This window comes from Nonomuraea sp. C10 (assembly GCF_008017515.1).
GTDB classification, from domain to species: Bacteria; Actinomycetota; Actinomycetes; order Streptosporangiales; family Streptosporangiaceae; genus Nonomuraea; species Nonomuraea ferruginea.
The window spans coordinates 3,610,448-3,629,744 of the sequence record NZ_VPFF01000001.1; the positions used below are offsets into that span (position 1 = coordinate 3,610,448).

The 19,297-nt window shown below is 71.4% G+C and carries 23 protein-coding genes; 10 read left to right on the forward strand and 13 right to left on the reverse strand.

Annotated features, from left to right (window positions below; all coding sequences use genetic code 11):
• Nucleotides 1-26: 26 nt before the first annotated feature.
• The 4 genes from FR742_RS16470 to FR742_RS16485 all read right to left on the reverse strand — a co-directional run bounded on the left by FR742_RS16470 (nt 27) and on the right by FR742_RS16485 (nt 3,602).
• Nucleotides 27-1,040, reverse strand: coding sequence for a DUF418 domain-containing protein (locus tag FR742_RS16470; protein WP_148031758.1), 1,014 nt, complete (start codon nt 1,038-1,040; stop codon nt 27-29).
• A 258-nt stretch (nt 1,041-1,298) separates the two neighbouring features.
• The gene (locus FR742_RS16475) at nt 1,299-1,736 is read right to left on the reverse strand and encodes a DUF6640 family protein (protein ID WP_148031759.1); all 438 of its coding nucleotides are present in this window, start codon (nt 1,734-1,736) and stop codon (nt 1,299-1,301) included.
• Nucleotides 1,736-2,839 carry an FAD-dependent monooxygenase gene (locus FR742_RS16480; RefSeq protein WP_148031760.1) on the reverse strand — a complete coding sequence of 368 codons (1,104 nt, stop codon included), beginning with the start codon at nt 2,837-2,839 and terminating at the stop codon, nt 1,736-1,738. The genes FR742_RS16475 and FR742_RS16480 overlap by 1 nt, the downstream gene beginning before the upstream one ends.
• Nucleotides 2,840-2,858: 19 nt before the next feature.
• Nucleotides 2,859-3,602 (reverse strand): siderophore-interacting protein, encoded by a 744-nt coding sequence (locus FR742_RS16485; RefSeq protein WP_148031761.1) that lies wholly within the window; start codon nt 3,600-3,602, stop codon nt 2,859-2,861.
• Nucleotides 3,603-3,804: 202 nt separating this feature from the next.
• Here FR742_RS16485 and FR742_RS16490 point away from each other — a divergent pair, with 202 nt between their 5' ends.
• Nucleotides 3,805-4,521, forward strand: a complete 717-nt coding sequence (locus tag FR742_RS16490) for a TetR/AcrR family transcriptional regulator (protein WP_148031762.1) — start codon at nt 3,805-3,807, stop codon at nt 4,519-4,521.
• Nucleotides 4,522-4,862: 341 nt separating this feature from the next.
• Here the strand turns inward: FR742_RS16490 and FR742_RS16495 are convergent, their stop codons facing one another.
• Nucleotides 4,863-6,329 (reverse strand): SulP family inorganic anion transporter, encoded by a 1,467-nt coding sequence (locus tag FR742_RS16495; RefSeq protein ID WP_148031763.1) that lies wholly within the window; start codon nt 6,327-6,329, stop codon nt 4,863-4,865.
• 396 nt (nt 6,330-6,725) lie between these two features.
• Between FR742_RS16495 and FR742_RS16500 the strand changes: the two genes are divergently transcribed.
• Both FR742_RS16500 and FR742_RS16505 read left to right on the forward strand, forming a co-directional pair.
• A complete protein-coding gene (locus tag FR742_RS16500) occupies nt 6,726-7,211 on the forward strand; it encodes a MerR family transcriptional regulator (protein WP_148031764.1) in 486 nt (161 codons plus the stop codon).
• A gap of 68 nt (nt 7,212-7,279) precedes the next feature.
• Entirely contained in the window at nt 7,280-7,948 is a 669-nt protein-coding gene (locus FR742_RS16505) for a hypothetical protein (protein ID WP_148031765.1), read from the forward strand.
• Between the two features lie 2 nt (nt 7,949-7,950).
• Here FR742_RS16505 and FR742_RS16510 read toward each other — a convergent pair whose 3' ends face one another.
• The 4 genes from FR742_RS16510 to FR742_RS16525 form a co-directional block, all read right to left on the reverse strand.
• Entirely contained in the window at nt 7,951-9,153 is a 1,203-nt protein-coding gene (locus tag FR742_RS16510; RefSeq protein WP_148031766.1) for an RNA polymerase sigma factor, read from the reverse strand.
• Nucleotides 9,150-9,488, reverse strand: a complete 339-nt coding sequence (locus FR742_RS16515) for a YciI family protein (protein WP_187281172.1) — start codon at nt 9,486-9,488, stop codon at nt 9,150-9,152. Before FR742_RS16515 ends, FR742_RS16510 begins: the two co-directional genes overlap by 4 nt.
• A gap of 12 nt (nt 9,489-9,500) precedes the next feature.
• On the reverse strand, nt 9,501-9,899 hold the full coding sequence (locus FR742_RS16520) for a VOC family protein (RefSeq protein ID WP_187281173.1): 399 nt from the start codon (nt 9,897-9,899) through the stop codon (nt 9,501-9,503).
• A gap of 194 nt (nt 9,900-10,093) precedes the next feature.
• Complete coding sequence (locus tag FR742_RS16525) at nt 10,094-10,564, reverse strand: DinB family protein (protein WP_148031768.1); 471 nt, start codon at nt 10,562-10,564, stop codon at nt 10,094-10,096.
• Nucleotides 10,565-10,660: 96 nt separating this feature from the next.
• On the opposite strand from FR742_RS16525, the gene FR742_RS16530 reads away from it, so the two are divergent.
• On the forward strand, nt 10,661-11,239 hold the full coding sequence (locus FR742_RS16530) for a helix-turn-helix domain-containing protein (protein WP_148031769.1): 579 nt from the start codon (nt 10,661-10,663) through the stop codon (nt 11,237-11,239).
• 39 nt (nt 11,240-11,278) lie between these two features.
• Nucleotides 11,279-11,935, forward strand: coding sequence for an alpha/beta fold hydrolase (locus FR742_RS16535; protein WP_148031770.1), 657 nt, complete (start codon nt 11,279-11,281; stop codon nt 11,933-11,935).
• A gap of 15 nt (nt 11,936-11,950) precedes the next feature.
• Here the strand turns inward: FR742_RS16535 and FR742_RS16540 are convergent, their stop codons facing one another.
• Together FR742_RS16540 and FR742_RS16545 are read right to left on the reverse strand one after the other, a co-directional pair.
• On the reverse strand, nt 11,951-13,096 hold the full coding sequence (locus tag FR742_RS16540) for an RNA polymerase sigma factor (protein WP_148031771.1): 1,146 nt from the start codon (nt 13,094-13,096) through the stop codon (nt 11,951-11,953).
• Nucleotides 13,097-13,102: 6 nt separating this feature from the next.
• Nucleotides 13,103-13,510 carry a YciI family protein gene (locus FR742_RS16545; protein WP_148031772.1) on the reverse strand — a complete coding sequence of 136 codons (408 nt, stop codon included), beginning with the start codon at nt 13,508-13,510 and terminating at the stop codon, nt 13,103-13,105.
• Between the two features lie 175 nt (nt 13,511-13,685).
• Between FR742_RS16545 and FR742_RS16550 the strand changes: the two genes are divergently transcribed.
• Nucleotides 13,686-14,894 (forward strand): sensor histidine kinase, encoded by a 1,209-nt coding sequence (locus FR742_RS16550; protein WP_148031773.1) that lies wholly within the window; start codon nt 13,686-13,688, stop codon nt 14,892-14,894.
• Nucleotides 14,876-15,553 (forward strand): response regulator transcription factor, encoded by a 678-nt coding sequence (locus FR742_RS16555; RefSeq protein ID WP_148031774.1) that lies wholly within the window; start codon nt 14,876-14,878, stop codon nt 15,551-15,553. Before FR742_RS16550 ends, FR742_RS16555 begins: the two co-directional genes overlap by 19 nt.
• 12 nt (nt 15,554-15,565) lie before the next feature.
• Here FR742_RS16555 and FR742_RS16560 read toward each other — a convergent pair whose 3' ends face one another.
• Nucleotides 15,566-16,021 (reverse strand): MarR family winged helix-turn-helix transcriptional regulator, encoded by a 456-nt coding sequence (locus FR742_RS16560; protein ID WP_148031775.1) that lies wholly within the window; start codon nt 16,019-16,021, stop codon nt 15,566-15,568.
• 30 nt (nt 16,022-16,051) lie between these two features.
• Between FR742_RS16560 and FR742_RS16565 the strand changes: the two genes are divergently transcribed.
• Nucleotides 16,052-17,131, forward strand: a complete 1,080-nt coding sequence (locus FR742_RS16565) for a bifunctional NAD(P)H-dependent oxidoreductase/GNAT family N-acetyltransferase (RefSeq protein ID WP_148031776.1) — start codon at nt 16,052-16,054, stop codon at nt 17,129-17,131.
• Between the two features lie 17 nt (nt 17,132-17,148).
• Here the strand turns inward: FR742_RS16565 and FR742_RS16570 are convergent, their stop codons facing one another.
• Nucleotides 17,149-17,742 (reverse strand): dihydrofolate reductase family protein, encoded by a 594-nt coding sequence (locus tag FR742_RS16570; protein ID WP_148031777.1) that lies wholly within the window; start codon nt 17,740-17,742, stop codon nt 17,149-17,151.
• A 149-nt stretch (nt 17,743-17,891) separates the two neighbouring features.
• Between FR742_RS16570 and FR742_RS16575 the strand changes: the two genes are divergently transcribed.
• On the forward strand, nt 17,892-18,275 hold the full coding sequence (locus tag FR742_RS16575) for a DoxX family protein (protein ID WP_148031778.1): 384 nt from the start codon (nt 17,892-17,894) through the stop codon (nt 18,273-18,275).
• A 19-nt stretch (nt 18,276-18,294) separates the two neighbouring features.
• Nucleotides 18,295-19,206 carry an RNA polymerase sigma-70 factor gene (locus FR742_RS16580; protein ID WP_148031779.1) on the forward strand — a complete coding sequence of 304 codons (912 nt, stop codon included), beginning with the start codon at nt 18,295-18,297 and terminating at the stop codon, nt 19,204-19,206.
• Nucleotides 19,207-19,297 lie beyond the last annotated feature (91 nt).

Consider the following 19,297-nt stretch of genomic DNA (forward strand, 5'->3'; position numbering starts at 1 on the left):
CACCCTCGCTTCGCCGGCCCTTCCCGTCATTCCGCTTCGCCGACCTGTCCCGTAGCGCGAGCCCGGCTCGCGCCACCACGGATCGGCAGCCGCCGCCAGTACGTCGCACACCGCCACGCCCACTCCAACGGGCCGTAACCGAAGCGGCGCAACCACAGGTTACTCACCACGGCCTGGACGAGCAGGATGCCGACGCCGAGGAGCGCCGAGGCCGACCACCGCTCCGAACCGGGCAGGCCCATCGTCGTGCCCACAGGAACGAAGATCAGAGCGGCGCTGAAGTAGTTCGTCAGCGCCATCCTGCCCATCGGGGCCAGCACCCACGACAGCACGGCGCCCACCGGCGTACGCAGCAGGAGCAGGAACACCGCGATGTAGCAGCAAGCGGTCGCCAGCGACACCGTCAACCCCACCCGGATCTGCGCAAGCTCGGGCAAGGGCAGGGTGACGAGCCAGACCCCCAGCCCCCACACGGCCACGGCAGCGACGCCCATGACCACCAGACGGCCTGGACGGTCCCCGAGGGACTCGTGCACTCGCCACTCCGCCGCGGCGAACCCGAGCGCGAACAGCCCGGGCAGCATCCCCAGCCCGCCCACCCCTGCCAAGATCCCCGCCGCGGTCAGCGTGACGGCCACGGCGAGGAGCGCCCGGCGCGGGAGGCGGCTGAGTGGCAGGAGCACCAGCAGACCGGTGACGGCGAACGGCAGCAGCACCTCGCCGGGTTGGAGAAGGTGGAGCACTCCACCCAGGACGCCCAGCGCGACGAGCCTCCGCACGAGCAACACCCTCGGACGGCTCGTGCGTCTGGCGGCCGAGGCGAGGAAGATGCCGAACCCCACACCGAACAGCAGGTAGAAGATGGGGTAGAAGCGGCCGTAGAACAGCAGAAGGAGCGGGGTGGGCAGCTCGCCCGCGTACGCGAACATCTCCATGGTCTGGGGAATGTTGATGAAGATGATGCCGCACAGGGCGAAGCCGCGCAGCGCGTCGAGGGCGGCGATCCGCCTGAGCGGGCGATCCGGGCCAAGTGGAAGCATGCGACCAGGATGACGAGCGGGGGACCGCGTCCGCTTCGGGCGCGTGGCCATTTCCTTCTCGTTCCCGTGGCCGATCCCGCTTCCTCCTCAGGACCCCGCGGAGCGGCGATCATCTGACGCAGCGGGCCGGCCCTCCCGTGCCGGAGCACCGTCCCGCCTGAGGGCTTCCCCTTCCGCGAGCGCGTTCCTGGATACTCAGGCTCGCGGCACCGGACTTGGCTTTGGTGGTATAGCGCCTTGAACAAGCAAGGGCCGGGCTCAACACCGGGTGGTGGAGTCCACGGGCATGCGCAGTGTCGCCGCTGTCGCGACCAGCAGCGCCAGGAGCAGGACGATCGCCATGAAGACCTGCCCGTGCAGGCCGAGGACGAAGACAGTCCGATCGGCGAACTCCGGGTCGTAGGTGGCAGTGCCCGGGAACAGGAGCGCACCGATCATGCCGAGCCACGGGGTGGCCAGGATGGCGGCGGCGTGCAGCAGCGTGTTCCGCCCTGACCGTAGCGCGAGGGCCAGGGCGGTGAGGCCGAGGAGCACGGTCATCACCATGTACTGGGCGTCGTGGAACTTGGCGTGGGGTGGCCAGGCCGGGTTGTAGGCGTGCTGTGCCGCCAGGTCGGGGATGACGAGGTCGGCGAGCACGGCGCCGACCGTTGTGATCGCTGCGACGGCAATGATCAGGATTCGTGGGAGGGACATCAGATCGTCCAGGTATAGGCGGGGGTGAGTGAGCGGTCGAAGAGCACGTTCGGGAGGAGAGGAAGAACGGCGTCTCGCAGAGTGGTCATCGGCGTGGAGGTCCAGTGCGCGGCGGCTCCGGCCTGGCGGGAACGGCGGACGATCAGCTGGGTGCGCGGCCTGCGGGCGCGGTCATAGGCTTCCAGGCCCGCGCGCACGCCGAGGGTGCCCACCGCGTGCGCGAGCGTGACCGCGTCCTCGAGCGCCTGGCAGGCGCCCTGCCCCAGGTTGGGGGTCATGGCGTGGGCCGCGTCACCGAGGACGGCGACGTTTCCGGAAACGTACGTGGGCAGCCTCGACAGTTCGTACGTGTCGTGTTGCAGCACCGCCTCCTCTTGCGCGGAGTCGAGCAGCGCGGGGATGGGCCGGTGCCAGCGTGCGAAGCGTTCGCGCAGCTCATCCAGGCCGACGTGGGAGCCCGCCGGGGCGTTGGCCATGACGTAGCAGTAGATGCGGCCGTCGGGCATCGGCACGTGCCCGAACCGTTCGCCCCTGCCCCACGTTTCCGCGCTCCCCTCGACGGGCTGAGGGGGGACGATGAGGCGCCAGGTGGTATAGCCGACGTAGCGCGGCCCAGGGAGGCCAGGCCAGAGGGAGCGCCGGGTCACGCTGTGCACGCCGTCGGCGCCCACCACGAGATCCGCGGTGGAGGTGCCGCCGCTATGGCGGACCGTGCCGTCGGGCTGCACGTGCTGTACGTCGATGCCGGGCCGCAGAGCCTCGGGCGGCACGGCTGCTCTCAGCAGGTCGACCAGTGCGGCTCGGTGCACGGTCACCCACGGGCCGAAACGACGCTTGAGGCTGTCGACGTCGTTGCGGACCAGCCAGTCCCCCCGGCTGCTGCGGATCCCCGCGAGCGGGTCGGCCAGCCCGCCGGCGCGCAGACGCTCGCCCAGGCCGAGGGCGTCCAGCGCGCGCAGACCGTTGGGCTGGATGGTCAGCCCGGCGCCCACCTCGGTGAACTCAGCAGCGCGTTCGAAGACCTCCACCTGCAGGCCACGCTGGTGGAAGGCGACGGCCGCGGCGAGTCCGCCGATGCCGCCTCCCACGATGATCACTTTCATGTCCGAATCTCCTTGACGGTCAGTGCAGGCCACGCTTGCCCGGGGCCCAGAACGGCTTGGTCTTGATCGAGGCCCGTGCCCAGTTGCGCTCACGCACCAGGAAGTCGCGCACCATCTGGCAGGTTCTGGCCTCGCCGGCCACATAAGCGGCTCCCGCGTTGCCCGGCAGATCGAGTTCGGCCACGGCCGCGAGCAGCACCCGGGAGGCGACGGCGGAGGTGCCGTGCCGGTGGACACGGCGCAGCGGCGGCGTCCCGGGCAGGGGCAGGTCGTGCTCGGGGGTCTCGCTCTCCAGGACGCCGAACACCTCGGCCGAGGCTCCCAACGCTCCGATCATCGGGCCGAACGCGGCGCTGGCGGTCTCCTCCCCGATGAACACGTGATAGGCCGCCTCGCGGGTGAAGAAGTCGCCTTGCGGCCACCAGAAGGTCACCCGTTCTCCGGGCCGGGCCGCCCGCGCCCACCTCAGGCCGATGCCGTCGCCCGCATACAGGTGGACGCGCAGTTCGATCGCCGTCCTGCCGGCGTCGAGGCCCCAGATCGTGTACGTGCGCAGCGTCTCGGACGGACGCAGGATGCCCGACACCGACAGCGGATCCTTCAACTCGATCCTGATGTGCTGGCCGGGGGTGTACGGGAAGGCGACGGGCTGGTCGGTTTCCAGCCGGATCCGGCGCATGGCCGGGTTGACCTGTTCGGCGACGGTGATGGTCGCCTCCATGGCGTACTTGCCGAACAAACGGTCGCGCAGCGTCCGGGCCATGTCAGGACTCCTTGCGCCGCCGGACGTGGGCGGATCTGGACATCCGCCACCACACGGCCGCCACGAACACCAGCGCCGCGAGAAGGATCCACAGAAGCTCCACAACTACTCCCTAGTGCTTCTAGATTTCTTAGAGGCACTAAGGAAACATACTTGCCCTAAGATGTCAACGCCGACCGAGGAAACGACGCGAGAGGTGACGATGTCCGCACACACCAGCCGACGGCAGAGGTTGCGCCAGGCCACCCTGGAGGAGATCCACACGGCCGCGCGCAAGCTGCTGGTCGAGCAGGGATCGGCCGCGGTCACCATCAACGCGGTCGCCCGGCAGGTCGGCATGAGCGGCCCGGCCCTCTACCACTACTACGCCAGCCACGACGAACTGGTCGGCGCAGTGACCGCCGACTTCTTCCGCGAACTGGCCGCCGCGATGGAACAGGCCCGCGACGGCCACGCCGACGCGTCGCTCGGCGAGCGGATACTGGCCGTCTGCCGCGCCATGCGCGCCTGGAGCACCGCCCACCCGGCCGAGTTCGGCTGGATATTCGCGAGCCCGATCACCCCGCACAACCGGCGGCCGGACTCGGTGCGCCACCAGGCCGCCCTGCGATTCGAGCAGGTCCTCCTCGACCTGATGGTCGAGCTGTGGCGGACACGACCGTTCCCGGTGCCCGACCTGGCCGACCTGCCCGCGTCCCTGCGCGAGCAACTGACCGCCTACTCCGCCACCCTCGACGGACGGCTCCCGCCCGAGGCCGCCCACGTCTTCCTGTCGTGCTGGACCAGGCTGTACGGGCTTCTGTGCATGGAAGTCCTGCACCAACTGGACTTCGCCTACACCGACATGGAGCCCGTCTACGAACAGTGTCTGCGCGACCTGGCCGCCACCCTCGGCCTCGACAGCCACACGCCGGCATGAAGCCCGACACCGGCTGCTGATCTCACTCCCGTCATGGGGCGAGCTGGCGGAACGCGTTGACCACCGTGATCGAGAACCGATAGTTCTCCACCAGTACCTTGCTGCTTGTAGTGGGTTGGTTGTCAGTTGTTATTGATCTTTAACAAGCCAGCGCCTTTACAATGTAGATTACTAGTTCAGTCGAGGCCAGATCTGGGACCAGGGATGACAGGCGGACCTCACCCAGTCCGGCCTCTCGGTTGCGCGGACCACGATCGGTCCTCCCCTCTCCCGGATGCCGAGCCGACCGAGTACGGGCCACTCCCCCACTTCAGGTCCGCACGCACGCCCGCAGGCCGCCGTCACCGGCTGCCGGACAGCTCCCCCGACAAGGTGGCGTGCATGCGGGCGCTGGGCTGGTTCAGCCCGATGATCCGTACGGTCTTGCCGCGGGCGGCGTACTTGGCCTCGACAGCGTCCAGGGCGGCGACGGATGAGGCGTCCCAGATGTGGGCGTCGGTCAGGTCGATGACCACGTCGTCAGGGTCGGCGGCATAGTCGAACTGGGAGACCAGGTCGTCGCTGGAGGCGAAGAACAGCTCGCCGGTCACGGCGTAGACCACCTGGCCGCCGTCGGGATCGATGACCGCGGAGACCTCGGCCAGGTGCGCCACCCGGCGGGCGAAGATGACCAGCCCGGTCAGCGACCCGACGACGACGCCGATGGCCAGGTTGTGCGTGACGACCACGACCGCGACCGTGATGACCATGACGCCGATCTCACCGGCGGGCATGCGCCTGAGCGTGGCCGGGGCGATGGAGTGCCAGTCGAAGGTGCCGACCGAAACCAGGATCATCACGGCGACCAGCGCGGCCATCGGAATCTGGGAGACCAGCGGACCGAAGACGATGCACAGGACCATGAGCAGGACACCGGCGGTGAAGGTGGACAGCCGGGTGCGGGCGCCGTTCTTGACGTTGATCATGGTCTGGCCGATCATGGCGCAACCGCCCATGCCGCCGAAGAAGCCGGTGACGATGTTGGCGACGCCCTGGCCGATGGACTCGCGCGTCTTGGAGGAGCGGGTGTCGGTGAGGTCGTCGACCAGCTTGGCGGTCATCAGCGACTCCATCAGCCCGACGAGGGCGAAGCCGACCGCGTACGGTGCGATGAGGGTGAGGGTGTCCAGCGTGAAAGCCACGTCGGGCAGACCGGGCACGGGCAGCGAGGACGGCAGCGTGCCACGATCGCCGACCGTGGGCACCGCCAGGCCGGCGCCGATCGTGAGGGCGGTGAGCGCGGCGATGGAGATCAGCGGGGCCGGGACCACCTTGGTCAGGCGGGGCAGGAACACCATCAGCGCCAGCGCGCTGCCGACCAGCGGGTAGACGACCCAGGGCACGTCCACGAGCTCGGGCACCTGCGCCATGAAGATCAAGATGGCCAGGGCGTTGACGAAGCCCACCATGACACCGCGAGGCACGAAGCGCATCAGCTTCGCCACGCCGAGCGCGCCGAGCGCGACCTGGATGAGGCCGCCGAGAATGACGGTCGCGACCAGGTAGCCGAGGCCGTGCTCGCGGGCCAGCGGGGCGACGACCAGAGCGATGGCTCCGGTCGCGGCGGAGATCATGGCGGGGCGGCCGCCGGCGATGGCGATGACCACGGCCATGGTGAAGGAGGCGAACAGACCGACGCTGGGATCGACCCCGGCGATGATGGAGAACGAGATCGCCTCAGGGATCAGGGCGAGCCCGACGACCAAGCCGGACAGGATCTCGGTACGGGCCACCGAGGGCTTCAGCCATTCGGGGCGGCCGGGCCGCATGCGAGCAGGCAGGGTCAGAGTCGGGCGGGCAGGCACGGATGAGCTGGGCAACAGGAGTCCTTAAGGATGGAACAGCCCCGGAGGGCAGCGTCGCACCGGCCGGAGGCAGGGGCACGCTCGCGGGCGCGGAAAGGCGGCAGGCCGGACGGCGCTACCGCGGGCAGGTCACGGCGGGCAGCAGGCGGCGGTGATCAAAGGCATGCGCGCGTCGGTGTTCCTTACCTCGGGTGAGGGCGGCGCTCGGCGGCCCGGTGCGTGGGTGGCGGGATGTCCGGTCGGTACGGCGACGCCCCGACGCGGTCTGGCCAGCGGCAACTCTACCTTAACGTTAGGGTAGAGATCCGCCAGGGCTCGATGCGGACGCCCCACCGGCTGACCAGTGAGGTTCTACAGAAGATGGACAGATCAGCGCCTTCCACCCCCGCGGGCGAGGCCCCGGCTCCGGCGGGCAGTGGCGGAGATCACAGCACAGGTCACCTGCACATCGGGCAGGTGGCCGCGCGCACGGAGCTGTCACTGCGGACCATCCGGCACTATGACGAGGTCGGCCTGGTCCGGCCCTCGGCGCGCAGCCAGGGCGGCTTCCGCCTCTATACCGAGGCCGACGTGGCCCGTCTGATGGTGATCCGCAGGATGAAGCCGCTCGGCTTCACCCTGGCGGAGATGGGCGAACTGCTGGCCATCACCGACCGGCTCGACGACCCCGGTGCGGCGGCGGAGCTGGAGACGGCCGAGCGTGAGCAGTTCCTGGCGAAACTGAGCTGGTTCGAGCAGGCCACCCGCGAACGCTGCGAGGCGCTCCGCACCCAGCTGAGCCGAGCCGAGGAGTTCGCCACCGACCTGCGGCGGCACGCCGACCGACTGACCGCCGGCCCCACCTGACCAGTGGCATCGCCCCGACGCATCAGGCCCGTGGCGTGCGCGGGTGAAGGCGACGTCGAAGGAGCATCATGACGACCTCTCCCAGGCCGCGCTCTTCGACGGAGATCCGCGCCTACCTCAAAGACCGGCTCAACCAGGCGCTTCGCCGGCCCGGCATGTTCGGCGGCGAGACGGCCCTGCGCCTCCTGTTCGACCATCTGGTCTACGCGGAACACCGGGAACAGGAGTGGGCGCAAGCGATGCGGACCCTGGAATCGCGGGGCGCCTTCAACTCGCTCGGCGTGAAGGGAGCGTTCAGAACCGTCCTGCCTGATGCCGGCGAGGACGGCGTCGCCTCGGTCTATGCCGAACTGGCCCACGATCGCGGATGGCTACTGGCCGACAGAACCCTGACCGCCGGAGAATACGGCTCCCTGCGCCGGGAGCTCATCGCTTGGACCGCTCACGACCGAACACTCACCGAAGTGCAGGAAGCGCTCGGCCCGCCTTCCGTTCTTCTCGGCGGCACCAACCCCTTCTACGGCAAGACGCTCGCCTACATGACCGCACAGGCGACCGAACCGATCATCTTCCTAAACCTCTGGAACGGGACCTCCGGGTCGAGGGAAACGACCTGGCATCCCATCCACGACGAACCCGTTCTCTTGGCCATCCGATTCGGAAGGGGAGCGTTCGCGGACACCTTCACGTTCACACCGGAAGGAAGCAGACGCCGCCCAGGGGGAACAGCCGCATGAGGTCACGTCCACCTCAGCCGATCGGCCAGCAGGGCCTGCTGGGCCGGGTTGGCGGTCAGCTCCAGCGCCCGCTCGTCGGCCTGCCGCGCCTGCCCACGGCGGTCCAGCTCACGCAGCAACTCAGCCCGGGTGGCGTGGAAGAGCGGGTAACGCTCCAGCACCCGGCCGAGTGGCTCCAGCTCGGCCAGCGCCGCCTCGGGGCCTTTGACATGGCGCAGGGCGACGGCCCGGTGCAGCCGGGTGACGGGCGAGGGCGCCAGGTGCAGCAGCATGTCGTACAAGACCAGGATCTGCGCCCAGTCCGTGTCGGCGAAGGTCCCGGCCTCCGCGTGGCAGGCCACGATCGCCGCCTGGACCTGGTACGGCCCCGGCCGGCGGTGGGCGCGGGCGGTCCGCGTCAGCAGCGCCGTGGCCTGCTCGATGGCCTGCCGGTCCCAGAGGCCGCGGTCCTGGTCGGCCAGCAGCACCAGCCGCCCGGCCGGGTCGAAGCGGGCCGCGCCCCGGGCCCGGTGCAGCCGGATCAGCGCCAGCAGCCCGGCCGCCTCCGGCTCCTTCGGCATCAGGTTCACCAGCAGCGCGGCCAGCCACTCGGCCTCCTCCACCAGGTCACGCGCCTGCGCCCGTTCGGCCGTGCTCGACAGGTAGCCCTCGTTGAACAGCAGGTAGACGACCGCCAGCACCTCGCCGACGCGCCGCGGCAGCTCCTCCTCGGCGGGGATGCGGTACGGGATGCCGGCCTCGCCGATCTTTCGTTTGGCGCGGGTGATCCGCTGCGCCACAGTGGCCTCCGGCACGACGAAGGCCGCGGCGATCTGCGCCACCGACAGCCCGCACACCGCCCGCAACGTGAGCGCGATCTGCGCGGCGCGTGACAGCGCCGGATGGCAGCAGGTGAAGACCAGCCGCAGCCGGTCGTCGCGCGGGGCGGGGTCCGGCCTGGTGAGCCCGGCGAGCTTGGCCCGGTAGTTCGACTCCCTGCGCAGCACGTCCAGGCCGCGCCGCCGGGCCACGGTGAACAACCACGCGTCGGGCCGCTCCGGCACCCCCTCGACCGGCCAGCGCCGCAGCGCGGTCTCGACGGCGTCCTGCACCAGGTCCTCGGCGGCGGAGAAGTCGCCCAGCAACGACACCAGGGACGCGGCCAGCCGGCCCGCGTGCTCGCGCACCACCCCGGCCAGCACCTCCTCGTGCACCGGCCCGCTCATGAAAGGGGGCGGATCTCCACGATCGGGCAGGCCGGCCACGAGCGGGCGACCTTCAACGCCTCGTCCAGGTCGGCCACCTCGAGCTCGGCGAACCCGCTGACCACCTCCTTGCCCTCCACGAACGGCCCGTCGGTGACGACCGGCTCGCCCTGATCCAGGCGCACCGTGGTGGCGGTGTGCACCGGCGCCAGATGCGCATGGTGAGTGATCTTGTCAGCGTGGTCGGCGAACCACTGCCCCACCGCCGCGTAGGCGGCTTCGCGCTCCAGCTCCCCCATCGCCTCCAGCTGGTGGGCGAACTCCTCGGTCTCGATGAACATCAGCACGTACTTCATGACGACTCCCCTTCAGCTCGCCGGGAGGGCGGCGTACAGGTCGACACCGTTCCCGTCCGGGTCGGCCACCGTGGCGTAGCGCATCCCCCAGAACGCGTCGAACGGCTCGGCGATCCCCCGGTGGCCCGCCTCGACGAGCTCGGCGTACCTGGCGTCCACGCCGGCCGGGGTCTCGAACTCGAAACACAGCAGAGTACGCGGCCCGCCGGTCGGCGCGCTCCAGCCGGGCAGGAACGGCGTGCGGAAACCCTCGGTGTCCAGCATCACATGCAGCCCGTTCGGCAGGTCGCAGCCGGCGTGTCCTGGCGAGTGCTCGTCCACCTTGAACTCCAGCCCGAGCCGGGCATAGAAGGCGATCGAGGCGTCCAGGTCGGACACCACGATGTCGATCGTGTTCAGCGTGGGATTCATGATGCGCTCCTTCGGGCTGGGTCGGCGAGGTTTCCCGGCTGTCCGCGCGATGCCCCACGCTCGCGTCACGTGTCCGCGAGCCGACATCCCCGCTGACAGCCTGGCTCTTATCTCACAGACGATCGGGTGAGGCTCCGATACGACAGGTGCCGCTTGATCACCTCATCGACCGGACGCCTTTACAATGTAGATTTTCAACCGAGACGAGCCGCGAGGAGCTGTTCCCGGAGGATGTCGGCATGGCCGAGGTGCTGGGCGAGCTCGCGCAGCATGTGCAGGTGGATCTGCCACAGGAAGCGCTCGCCGCGTCCCGTGACGACGGCGTCAAGATCCAGGGAGGCCGTGTTCCTGCGGGACGTCTCACAGATGTCCCGGTAGGCGGCCCGGACGGACGCGATCGTGTCGTCCCGCTCCAGGACGAAGGAACGATCCGGCGTGGAGGCGATCCCGATCTCCTCGTACGAACGGCCGGTGATCGCCTGGTCGAACCAGACGCCTTCGACGTAGGTGACATGCTTGACGAGCCCCAGCGGGGTCGTCCTCGACGGTACGAGACGCCTCTGGGCCTCGTCCTCGGTGAGCCCTTCGAGGCTGTCGTGCAACCGGGAGCGGTACTCGTCCAGGAAGGCGTCCAGTTGGGCGCGCAGGGCGGCGGCGGACATCATCTGTTCTCCTCTGTCTGGAAAGGTCCGGGAGCAAGCAAGGATCAGCGCGGCCATGCGGGATTTGCAAAGGACGTTGCGGATCCGCAAAATCGGGGCATGGCCGAACCTCGGAGCGACGTGCCGGCCGGTGTCGGGCCGCGGCTGAAGGCGCTGCGCCGGGCGCGCGGGGCGACCCTGGCCGAGCTGGCGGAGCTGACCGGCCTGACGCCGAGCACGCTCTCGCGCCTGGAGAACGGGCGGCTCCGCCCGACCCTGGAGCAGTTGCTCCCGCTGGCCCGGACGCACGGCGTGACCCTCGACGAACTGGTCGACGCGCCGCCCACCGGCGACCCTCGCGTCCACATGCCGCCCGTGCATCGGTACGGGCTGACGTTCATACCGCTGACCCGGCGCGCCGGCGGCATCCGGGCGTTCAAGGTGATTCATCCGCCCGCCGGCGCCGACCTCACGCCGAGCCCGCGGGGGCACGAAGGCTACGAGTGGTTCTACGTCATGTCCGGGCACGTCCGGCTCGTCGTCGGCGACCGCGACCTGCGGCTCGGCCCCGGCGAGGCGGCCGAGTTCGACACCAGGCTGCCGCACTGGATCGGCAACACCGCCGACAAGCCCGCGGAGCTGCTCATGCTCTTCGGCGCCCAGGGAGAACGCGCCCACCTCTCGGTCTCCACGCCATGACCCCGATGAGTTTCCGCGCCGCCGGCGGTCATCACCGTCATGACGACCTTCGCGCTCATCCACGGCGGCGGCGGGAGCGCCTTCGACTGGCACCTGCTCGAAGCCGAGCTGCGCGGCCGCGGGCATGACACGGTCGCGGTGGACCTGCCCATGTCCGATCCGAGGGCGGGGCTGTGGGACTACGCCGACGCCGTCGTCCGGGCGGTCGGCGAGCGCCGCGACCTCGTCGTGGTCGCGCATTCGTGGGGCGGCTTCGTGGGCCCGCTCGTCTGCGCGCGGGTGGAGGCCGCCGCGCTCGTGCTGGTCACCGCCATGATCCCAAGCCCCGGCGAGACGCCGGACGACTGGTGGGAACGGAGCGGCCGGCCCCCGTCCGGCATCGACGACGAGTACGAGCTCTACCTGCAGGACGTGCCCCGTGAGCTGGCCGAGCGGGTGCTGGCCCACGACGCCGCGCTCGCCGGGGACGTGAGCATGGACCGGGCCGGTCGCGAGCCCTGGCCGCTGGCCGCCTGGCCGGACGTGCCCACGAGATACCTGCTCTGCCGCGACGACCGCTGCTTCACCCCCGGATTCGTGCGCCGCCACGTGAAGGAGCGGCTCGGCATCGTCCCCGACGAGATGCCCGGCGGCCACATGGTGATGCTGTCGCGGCCGGGCGAGCTGGCCGGCTACCTGGTGGGGCTCCTGCCGTGACGGCCCCGGGCCGGGTCAGGCGCGCAGCCGCGCGTTGAGCCGTGCGGCCTGTCGCGTGAGGTGGTCGCGTTCGGGGAGGCTGGACGCCGACCGGGCGGCCTCGGCGTAGAGCCGTGCCGCGGTGACCAGGTCGCCGTCACGCTCGTGCAGGTACGCCGCGACGGCGGTGTGGCGGGGCAGGCCGGGGTCGAGCTCCGCCAGGGCGGCCAGGCCGGCCCGCGGGCCGTCGGCCTCGCCGACGGCGACGGCCCGGTTGAGCCGGGCCACCGGGCTGCCGGTGAGGCGCACCAGCTCGTCGTACCACTCGACGATCTGCACCCAGTCGGTCTCCTCGGCCGTCTGGGCGTCGGCGTGGAGCGCGGCGACGGCGGCCTGGGCCTGGAACTCGCCCAGGCGGTCGCGGGCGAGTGCCGCCTGCAGCACGTCGACGCCCTCGGCGATCAGGCGGGTGTCCCACAGGCCGCGGTCCTGCTCGGCGAGCGGCACGAGCCTGCCGTCCGAGCCGGTCCGCGCCGGGCGCCGGGCGTGGTGCAGCAGCATGAGCGCGAGCAGGCCCGCGACCTCCTCGCGGTCGATCCTGGCCGCCAGCTGGCGGGTGAGCCTGATCGCCTCGGCGGCGAGGTCGACGTCACCGGAGTAGCCCTCGTTGAAGACCAGGTAGAGCACGCGCAGCACGGTGGCGACGTCACCCGGCTGGTTGAACCGGACGCCCGCGACGGTCCGCTTGGCCCTGCTGATCCGCTGGGCCATGGTCGCCTCCGGCACGAGGTACGCCTGCGCGATCTGACGCGTGGTCAGGCCGCCGACCGCGCGCAGCGTGAGCGCTACGGCCGAAGCCGGTGTCAGGGACGGGTGCGCGCACAGGAAGTACAGCTGGAGCGTGTCGTCCACCTCCTCCCCCGCCCCGGGCACGGGCTCACCCTCGGCGCGCTCCTCGCGGTGCCGCCTGGAGGTGTCGGCGCGGGCGGCGTCGAGGAACTTGCGCCACGCCACGGTGACCAGCCAGCCCTTCGGGTCCCGTGGCGGGTCGTCCGGCCACACGCGTACGGCCTCGACCAGGGCGTCCTGCACGGCGTCCTCGGCCGCCGCGAAGTCCGCTCCGCGGCGGACGAGAACGCCGATCACGGTGGGGGTGAGGGTCCGCAGGAGGGACTCATCCACCGTTCGTCACTCCGTGATGGTCGGGTGCGCGGTCAGGAACGGGCGCAGTTCGAGCCACTCGTGGATCGGCTCCCCGCCCGCGCCCGGAGCCGCGGACAGCTCGGCGGCCAGTTCGAGCGCCCGCTCGTAGCTGTCGACGTCGATCACCATCCAGCCGGCGATCAGGTCCTTCGTCTCCGCGAACGGGCCGTCGGTGACCGGCGGCCGCCCCTCGCCGTCGTAGCGGACGAACGTGCCCTCCGGGGAGAGCGCCTGACCGTCGACGAACTCGCCGGTGCCTTCGAGCCGGGCGGCGAAGTCGTCCATGTACTTCACGTGGGCCGTGACCTCCTCCGGCGTCCACTTGTCCATCGGCACGTCGTTGACCGCTGCCGGGGCGCCCCGGTAGTGCTTGAGCAGCAGGTACTTGGCCATGATGTCCTCCTTGGTGCGGTACGGCCATGGTGGCCGTGCTCGACTCTGGGACGGAGCCGCGCAGGCGTTCTCGACATCCCACCGCGACATTTTTCCCGAAGCCTCCGCCGTGAGTGAGGCAGAGGTAGACCCAGCACTACCGTGCCCGCGCACCGGGATCGGTTAGCGTCGTGGGGTGCTCGCCCCCACCGCCCTGGCCGCCGTGACCCGCCGGCCGTCGGCGTTCCTCCGCTCGTCGTGGCCCTGGCGGTCGCTGGCCTACCTGCTGGGCAGCGCGATCCACGCGGTGGCGGCGTGCGTGGCGATCTACGCGGCCTACGCCTACGGCGTCGGGGTCGCGGCGGGGGGCGTGCTGCTCGCGCTGGCCGTGCTCTCCCTGCCGGCGGCGGCGTTCGAGCGGTGGCGGCTCCGGCTGGTGGACCGCGCGCCCGTCGACGACCCGCACGTCAGGCCGCCGCGGCCCGGTCCGCGCGCCTGGCTCGCCACCCGCCTGCGCGAGCAGGCGACCTGGCGGGAGCTGGGGTTCACCGTCATCGCGGTGTCCGTGATGTGGTGGATGGACCTGGGATTCGTCTCGTCGGCGATCTGGCTGCCGCTGATGCTGCTGTCGGCGCCGTTCCAGCCGAGCCTGCACCTGGTGGAGAGCCTCCCGCTGATCGCCGCCGGGCTGCTGCTGTCGCCGCTCTTCGCGTACATGATGACCGCGTGGGCCGGCACCCGCGCGTTGCTCGTACGGGCTGTCCTGGCGCCGCGCGACGCGGAGATCATCCGCTCGCGCGCCCGGCTGGTCGACGCGTTCGAGGTCGAACGCCGCCGGATCGAGCGTGACCTGCACGACGGCGCCCAGCAGCGGCTGGTGGCCCTCAGCATGAAGCTCGGGCTGGCCCGGCTCGACCTGCCTCCGGGTTCGCCCGCCGAGGCGCAGCTCGCCGAGGCGCACGAGGAGGCCGGGCGCGCCCTGGCCGAGCTGCGCGAGCTGATCAGGGGCGTCCACCCCCAGGTGCTCACCGACCGAGGGCTCGGCGCGGCCGTGCGCGACGTGGCGGGCCGCTCCCCCGTTCCCGTCGACGTCGACGTCTCGCTGCCCGGCCGGTTGCCGCCGTCGATCGAGGTGACCGCCTACTACGTCGTGTCGGAGGCGATGGCCAACCTCGCCAAGCACAGCGGGGCACGGCGCGGTTTCGTGCGCGCCCGGCTCCGCGACGGCGCGCTGGTGCTGGAGGTGGGCGACGACGGGGTGGGGGGCGCCGACCCGGCGGCCGGGTCCGGGCTGGCCGGGCTCGCGGACCGCGTGGCCGTCACCGACGGCCTGATGACCCTGTCCAGCCCGCCGGGCGGGCCGACGTCGCTGCGTGTGGAGATCCCATGCCCCGTCTCCGGGTAGCCCTCGCCGAGGACGGTGTGCTGCTCCGTGAGGGGCTCGCCGGGCTCCTCGACCGGTTCGGCCACGAGGTCGTCGCCTCGGTCGGCGACGGCGCGGCGCTGATCGCCGCCGTGGCCGAGCACGAGCCCGACATCGTCGTCGCCGACGTCCGCATGCCGCCCGGCTTCACCGACGAGGGGCTCCGCGCCGCGCTCACGCTGCGCGCCTCCCACCCGGGGCTCGCCGTGCTGGTGCTCAGCCAGTACGTCGAGCAGACGTACGCGGCCGAACTCCTCGACTCGGACGGCGGCTCCGGCATCGGCTACCTGCTGAAGGACCGGATCGGCGACGTGCGGGAGTTCGTGGACGCGGTGGAGCGGGTCGCCGCGGGGCGCACGGTCGTGGACCCGGAGGTGGTGCGGCAGTTGCTGAGCCGCCGCCGCGCGCCGCTGTCCCGGCTGACCCCGCGGGAGCGTGAGGTGCTCGGACTGGTCGCGGAGGGCCGCTCCAACGCCGCCGTCGCCCGCGCGCTGGTGGTCTCCGAGGCGGCGGTGTCCAAGCACATCGCCGGCATCCTGGCCAAGCTCGACCTGCCCCCGGCGGGGGACGACCACCGCCGCGTCCTCGCCGTCCTCGCCTACCTCCGGGGCCGGCCGGGCGGGCCGGAGGAGCGGCGCTGATCCGGCCGTACCTCAGCCGTCGAGCTTGCGGGCGATGGTCTCCAGGGCGGAGAGGTCCGCGGGTGAGAGCCGGTCGATGACGTGGCGGCGGACCGACTCCAGGTGGGCGGGGGCGGCGTCCTCCAGCGTCTCCAGGCCGCGTTCGGTGAGGACGAGATAGCAGCCCCGGCCGTCGGCCGGATCGGGCTCGCGCCGCAGGAGTCCCCGGGCCTCCATGCGGGTGGCGTGCCGGGACAGGCGGCTGCGTGACCAGCCCATCTTGGCCGCCTGCTCGCGCAGCGTGCTGGTGCGGCCCGGACGCTCGGAGAGCGTGCTCAGCACTTCGTAGTCGGGATCGGACAGGCCGATCGCGGCCAGGTCGTGCGCGGTGCGCGACTGGACGGCGATCATCATGCGGCGCAGGGCGCGCCAGGCCCGTTCCTCGTCCGGGTCGAGCCAGCGGACCGTCCCCGGCGGTTTCTTTGACATGTAAACAAGTTACCAGCTACGTTCGTTTCCATGTCAACGAAAACTGTGCGGGTCCTCGTCCTGATGTGCAGCTCCCGTCCCGGCGCCCGGGGCCCGGCGGTGGCGGAGTGGCTGGCCGAGACGGTCGCGCCCCGCGCCGCGGAGCTCGGCGTGGAGCTCGTGCCGGTGGCCCTGCGCGACCTCGGCCTGCCGTTCCTGGACGAGGAGGACGAGCCCGCGTCCGGCGTCTACCGGCACGAGCACACCAAGCGGTGGAGCGCGACGGTGGACGCGGCCGACGGCTTCATCGCGGTCACCCCCGAGTACAACTACGGCATGCCCGCCATCCTCAAGAACGCCCTCGACTACCTAGGCCGCGAGTGGGCGTGGAAGCCGATGGGGTTCGTCAGCTACGGCAACACCTCGGCCGGCACCCGGTCGGTCCAGCACGCCAAGCAGGTGGTGACCACGCTGCGGCTGGTGCCCCTGGGCGCCACGCTCGCCCTGCGCATCGGCGACACCATGGAGAACGGGCGGGTCCGCCCCGACGCCGGCCGCGCCGCGATCGCCGTGGGGGTCCTGGACGAGCTGGTCCGGGTCGCCCACGCCCTCCGGCCGCTGCGCGAGCAGGCCCGGTCCCAGCCGGGGCCGCTGCCGGGCTCGTACGTGAGACAGCTGACTCCCGGCGACGCCGGGGAGGTCCTGGTCCTGCAGCGCTGCTGCTGGATGGAGGAGGCGCTGGCCAACGACACGCTGGCCGTCCCCGCCCTCGGCGAGTCGCTGGAGCGGGTGGGCGCATGGCTGGCCACCTGGCACACCACGGGCCTGTGGCAGGACGGCCGGCTCCTGGGCATGGTACGGGCGCGGCGCGTGGACGACGACTGGCACGTGGGCCGGCTCGGCGTCGTCCCCGACCTGCGCGGGCGGGGCGTGGGGCGCTGGCTGCTGGGCCGGGCCGAAGCCGCGGCCGAGGCCGGCTGCCGCCGCTTCGTGCTGCGCACCGGCGCCGAGAGCCGCCGCAACCTCGCCCTCTACCACGCCCAGGGCTACCGGACGGAGTCGTCCGACGGCGCGACGGCCTTCCTCACCAAGCCGGTGCCCGCGCACGAGCCCGCCCCGGCGGCTGGATGAGGGGACACCGGCGGCGGTCAGCCGCCCGTGGTGGCATAGGTCGCGATGATCGCGCCCGTGCTGGTCACCTGGCTGTCCGTCAGCCGCAGCGACCGGAGCGCGCCGTCGTCACGGAAGAGACGCTTGCCGCCGCCCACCACCAGCGGGTCGATCATGAGCCGGAGCTCGTCCAGCAGGCCCAGGGCCAGCAGGGTCTGGACGAGCCCCGGGCTGCCGATCACATGCAGGTCGCCGCCTTCCTCCTTCTTCAGCGCTCGCACGGCCGCGCCGGCATCACTCCCCAGCAGTCTCGCGTTCCGCCAGCCGAGCGGCTCGGCGAGGGTGGTCGAGGCGACGTACTTCGGCAACGCGTTCAGGGGCTCGGCGAGCACCTGCTGGTCCTGCGGCGCGTCCGGCCAGTGGGCGGCGAAGATCTCGTACGTGCCGCGCCCCAGCAGGTAGCCGCCCGCGCCGCGGACGTTGTCGATCACCCACGTCATCGACAGGTCGTCGAAGTAGCGGGCGTGCCAGCCGCCGTGCGTGAAGCCGCCGGCCGCGTCCTCGTCGGCATAGCTGGGTGACTGCACCACCCCGTCCAGCGTCATCCACTCGTTCGCGATCACTTTCCGCATTCCGGCCTCCTGGCAGTCGTGGAGCCTGTCACCCGCGAGGACGGAGCCGGGCGCCCGTTCTCGACATGGCGGGCTTAACCGGCATGTCACAGGCGGGAGCCGCTGTCTCGTCTACGGGGTAGAGGCAATCTTCGATTGAGGGATGGACGATGAATCTCGCGCTGTGGATCGCTGCCGGACTGCTGGCCGCGGTTGCCCTGCTCGGCGGCATCACCAAGACTTTCGTGCCGAGGGAGAAACTGGCCGCGGCCCACGGCGGAGGATGGACCGGTGACGTCAGCGCGGGCTTCGTCAAGACCCTGGGCGTTCTCGAACTCCTGGCCGCGCTGGGCCTGATCCTGCCCGCCGTGCTCGGCATCGCGCCGGTTCTGGTGCCGGTGACCGCCGTGTGCTGGGTCCTGCTGATGATCGGGGCGATGATCACGCACGGCCGCCGCGGCGAGTACTCCCTCTCGGCGCTGAACCTGGTATATCTCGCCATCGCCGCGTTCATCGCGTGGGGCCGTTTCGGCCCCGATTCCTTCGTCGGCTGACCGGCGGGGAGGAGCCGTCATGAGCAGGACCGAGGAGTTCGAGGAGCTGCGGCCGCTGCTGTTCTCGATCGCGTACCGGATCCTGGGCAGTGTGAGCGAGGCCGAGGACGCGGTCCAGGAGACCTGGCTGCGCTTCCAGGCCTCCCCCGCCCGGCCCAGGTCGGTCAGGGCTTTCCTGTCGGCCACGGTGACCAGGATCGCGATCGACGTGCTGCGCTCGGCCCGCGTCCGGCGGGAGGAGTACGTCGGGCCGTGGCTTCCGGAGCCGCTGCTGGCCGACCCCTACGAGGATCCGGAGCGGTCGGCGGAGCTGGCCGACTCGGTGTCGACGGCGGCCCTGCTGCTGCTGGAGCGGCTCAGCCCGCTGGAGCGGGCGGTCTTCGTGCTGCGGGAGGTGTTCGGCTTCGGCTTCCCCGAGGTAGCGGCGGCCGTCGGACGTTCGGAGGCGGCGTGCCGCCAGCTCGCCGTGCGGGCGCGGCGCCACATGACCGAGGGACGGCCCCGCTTCGAAGCGGATCGCAGGGAGCGGGAGGCCCTGGCGTCGCGGTTCTTCGACGCCCTGCGCGAAGGCGACGTCGCCGGCCTTCAGGAGTTGCTCGCGGCCGACGTGTCGATGGTCGGCGACGGCGGCGGCAAGGCCCCGCAACTGGCCAGGGCCGTCGCCGGCGCCGGGAACGTGGCCAGGCTGCTCGCCTCCGTCTTCCCCCGGATGGCCCTGATCGACGTGGCGTTCGAGCCGCACGACGTCAACGGCGAGCCGGGCGCGATCTTCCGCGACCGGGACGGCAAGGTGCTCCACACCCTGGCGCTGGACGTCCTCGACGGGCGGATCCAGACGATCCGCGCGGTGATCAACCCCGACAAGCTCGGGCACGTGGGCCCGGTGGCGGACGCCTGGGCGATCGACCGCGAGGCACGGCGGGCGCGCTGACAACCCGGGTTGGTTCCCGGGTGTGAGGCGGTCCGGCGAGGACGAGTGCCTGATGGCGCTCGTCCTCGCCCGAGACGTGCCGTCCGGCTCC